Origin of the sequence: Gluconacetobacter sp., assembly GCF_047721585.1 — a bacterium.
Lineage (GTDB): Bacteria > Pseudomonadota > Alphaproteobacteria > Acetobacterales > Acetobacteraceae > Gluconacetobacter > Gluconacetobacter dulcium.
Map to the genome: position 1 here is coordinate 1 of NZ_JBDNXE010000229.1, position 2,900 is coordinate 2,900.

2 protein-coding genes are annotated in these 2,900 nt (G+C 73.2%); both read right to left on the reverse strand.

Annotated elements, in window-relative coordinates; genetic code table 11:
- Window positions 1-12 precede the first annotated feature (12 nt).
- Window positions 13-900, reverse strand: coding sequence for a 4-(cytidine 5'-diphospho)-2-C-methyl-D-erythritol kinase (locus tag ABF821_RS20570; RefSeq protein ID WP_415531416.1), 888 nt, complete (start codon window positions 898-900; stop codon window positions 13-15).
- Between the two features lies 1 nt (window position 901).
- Entirely contained in the window at window positions 902-2,686 is a 1,785-nt protein-coding gene (locus ABF821_RS20575) for a tetratricopeptide repeat protein (RefSeq protein ID WP_415531417.1), read from the reverse strand.
- Between the last annotated feature and the right edge of the window lie 214 nt (window positions 2,687-2,900).

Below are 2,900 nucleotides of genomic sequence, written 5' to 3' on the forward strand. Positions count from 1 at the left end.
GTCCGGACACAGTCAGGCGTGAAGCGGCCCCGCCCACACCCACCAGCCGGGCCGTTCCACCGCCGCCTGCGCGTCCTGGGCCGCCTGCGGCGAGTCGAACAACGCGAAACAGGTCGCGCCCGAGCCGCTCATGCGCGCCAGCCGACAGCCGGGCACGGCCTCCAGCACATCCAGCACCGTGCGGATCGTCGGGCAGATGGCACAGGCCGCGTCCTGAAGATCGTTGGTCAAACCTGAAAGATCCCGCACCATCGCCGTCACGTCGGGCCAGGCGGAAGGCAGGCTCGCCGCCGGCGTGAAGACCGGCGCCCGCGCGCGGAACACGGCGGGCGTGGAAACCGCCTCGCCGCAATTCACCAGCATGATCCCGCAGGCCGGCAGGGAGGGCGCGGAGTCCAGCCGCTCGCCGATTCCCCCCATCCGGGCGGCGCGCTGGTCGATGCAGACAGGCACGTCCGCCCCCAGCTCGGTCGCCAGCGCCATCAGCCGCTCGCGCGGCACATTGCCGGGCCAGGCACGCAGCAGCAGGCGCAGCGCCGCCGCCGCATCGGCCGACCCGCCACCGATGCCCGAGGCGACCGGCAGCATCTTGTCCAGGACCACACGCACCGGCTCCAGCCCGTCGGTGCCGCCGATTTCCGCCCGCAGCAGCCGCGCCGCGCGCAGGATCAGGTTGCTGTCCGCATCGGCCACCAGTCCGGCACCGAACGGGCCGGCAATATCCAGCGAGACCGCCCCGGCCCCGCCGTGGCCGGGATGCAGGGCCAGCCTGTCGCCCGCGCCGGTAAACACGGCCAGACTGTCCAGCAGGTGATAGCCGTCCGGCCGACGGCCCGTTACGTGCAGGTAGAGGTTGATCTTCGCGTGCGCGGATTCGTACAGGGTCCCTGTCACGGGCATTTCAGTCCTTCTTCTGGCCCGACGGTGCCTGAACGGGCGGCTCGACCTGATGGACCGAACGCGCAGCGTCCGCAAGGGCGGCGCTGATCCGCCCGGCATCGGCCGGATCGCTGGCCGGCAGCCCCTGGGCGAAATGCCACTGGTTGATCGCCTCGCGCAGCCGGCCGGACTCCTGATAGGCCACGCCCAGATGGTAATTGACCGCCTGATCCTCGGGCGTCTGCTCCGCCGCGCGTTCCAGCATCACCACGCCCTCGGCCACATGCCCCCGCCGGACCAGCGCCCAGCCCAGACTGTCGCGGATCGCGGCGTTCTGCGGCTCCAGCGCCACGGCCCGACGCAGCAGAGACTCGGCGCGGGGCAGATCCCGCCCCTGCTGCACCAGCGAATAGCCCAGATAATTCAGCAGCAGCACCTCGTCGGGCGCCAGGGTCAGCGCGTGCTCCAGGTCGGCCTGCGCCTGCGGCCAGCGATCCAGCCGGTCATAAGCGGCGGCGCGGCCGAACAGCAGCGGCCAGTCCGCGCCCGTCAGATGCCCCGTCGCCGCGATCGCGCGGCTGTAGGACGCTTCGGCCCCCTGCCAGTCCTGCCGGTCCGATTGCAGGTCGCCCAGCGTCTGCCAGATCCGCGGCTGGCCGGGCTGGGCGGCCGTCAGGCGAAGCAGCGCCGCGTTCGCCTCGTCCCACCGCCCGGTGGCGGCATCGAGCCGCGCGCGCTGAAGCTGGATGACCGAACCCAGCGGATCGTCCGGCACGGCGCCCGCCAGCGTGTCGCGCGCCGCCACCGCCTGGCCGGCTTCGTATTGCAGCGCCGAGAGCATCAGCCGCGCCTGTCCCACCGCCGGGTCCAGCCCCAGCGCGAAACGCAGCATCATCATGCGCATGTCCCGCAACCCGCCATCATGGGCCAGCCGCCCCGACGGATCGGCCATCCGCGCCACCTCCTGCCCCACCAGCCCGGAGAGGAAGGCATAGGCCTGCGCGATCCCCTGGCACGGCGCGGCCGGCGCGGCGCGGTCCATCGCGGTCAGGATCCCCTGCCGAGACAGCGCCAGGCCGGGCGCCCCGGCGAGCAGCCCGTCGACCAGCCGCTCCGCCTGCGCGCGCTGCCCCTGGCCCACCAGCCAGTGCCCCAGCGCCAGCACGGTGAACAGGTCATGGCCCGCCGCCGGGGTGGCCAGCGCCGTGCGCGCATACCGCGCAGCCTGCTCGGGCCTGCCGGCGGCCTGGGCGATCAGCGCGGCATGAACGGCGTAATACCCCCCAAGGTCGCGGTCGGCCACCAGCGGGTCGAGTTCGGCCAGCGCGCGCTCGCCCTGGCCGGCTCCCAGCAGGGTCCAGGCCGTCAGCAGCGGGCGGATGGTCGCCAGCAGCGGGTCCTTGCGCACCCGGTCGTAATGCGCCTGCGCATCGGCCCAGTGCGCGGTCCGCACCGCCGCATTGCCCATCACCAGTTCGGCCAGCGCCTGGCCCGGCAGGCGCCCGGCCAGCGCGACAGCCGAATCGTCGCCCGCGAGGGCACTATACAGAAAGGCCCGCCGCAGCAGGGCCGGTTCGCCGGGCGCAAGTTGCGCCGCCTGACGAAACGCGCGCGCCGCCACGTCATCGTCGCCTTCCAGCGCCGCGACGGTGCCCACCAGGTACGGCCCGTCAATGCCCTCCGGCCAGGGCGCGGGCGCGGGTTTCACGGCCGACACGGGCTGGCCCACCCCCTCCCGCGCAAGGAGGGGGCCGGCCGGCGCCGCCAGCGCCAGAAGAAACGCGCAAAAGGAGCAGAAACGCTGCATGATGGCGGACCCTACCGCGCGTGGGGTAAAACTGCCAAACCCCAGTTCGCCGGTCCTCCCTCCGGCGGATCGACCACCGCGCGGAAGGCCCGGAGAGCATGATGGACGCACTCGCCCTGCTGCGGCTTTATGGCGAATGGGGCGCCGACACGGCGCTGGACGACACGCCCATCGACTGGCTGGCACGCCCCGCCCCCGCCGCGCCCCCACCAGC

Coding starts and splice junctions, on each gene's coding strand:
- ABF821_RS20570 (WP_415531416.1), bottom strand. CDS start 900: ATGCCCGTGACAGGGACCCTGTACGAATCCGCGCACGCGAAGATCAAC.
- ABF821_RS20575 (WP_415531417.1), bottom strand. CDS start 2,686: ATGCAGCGTTTCTGCTCCTTTTGCGCGTTTCTTCTGGCGCTGGCGGCG.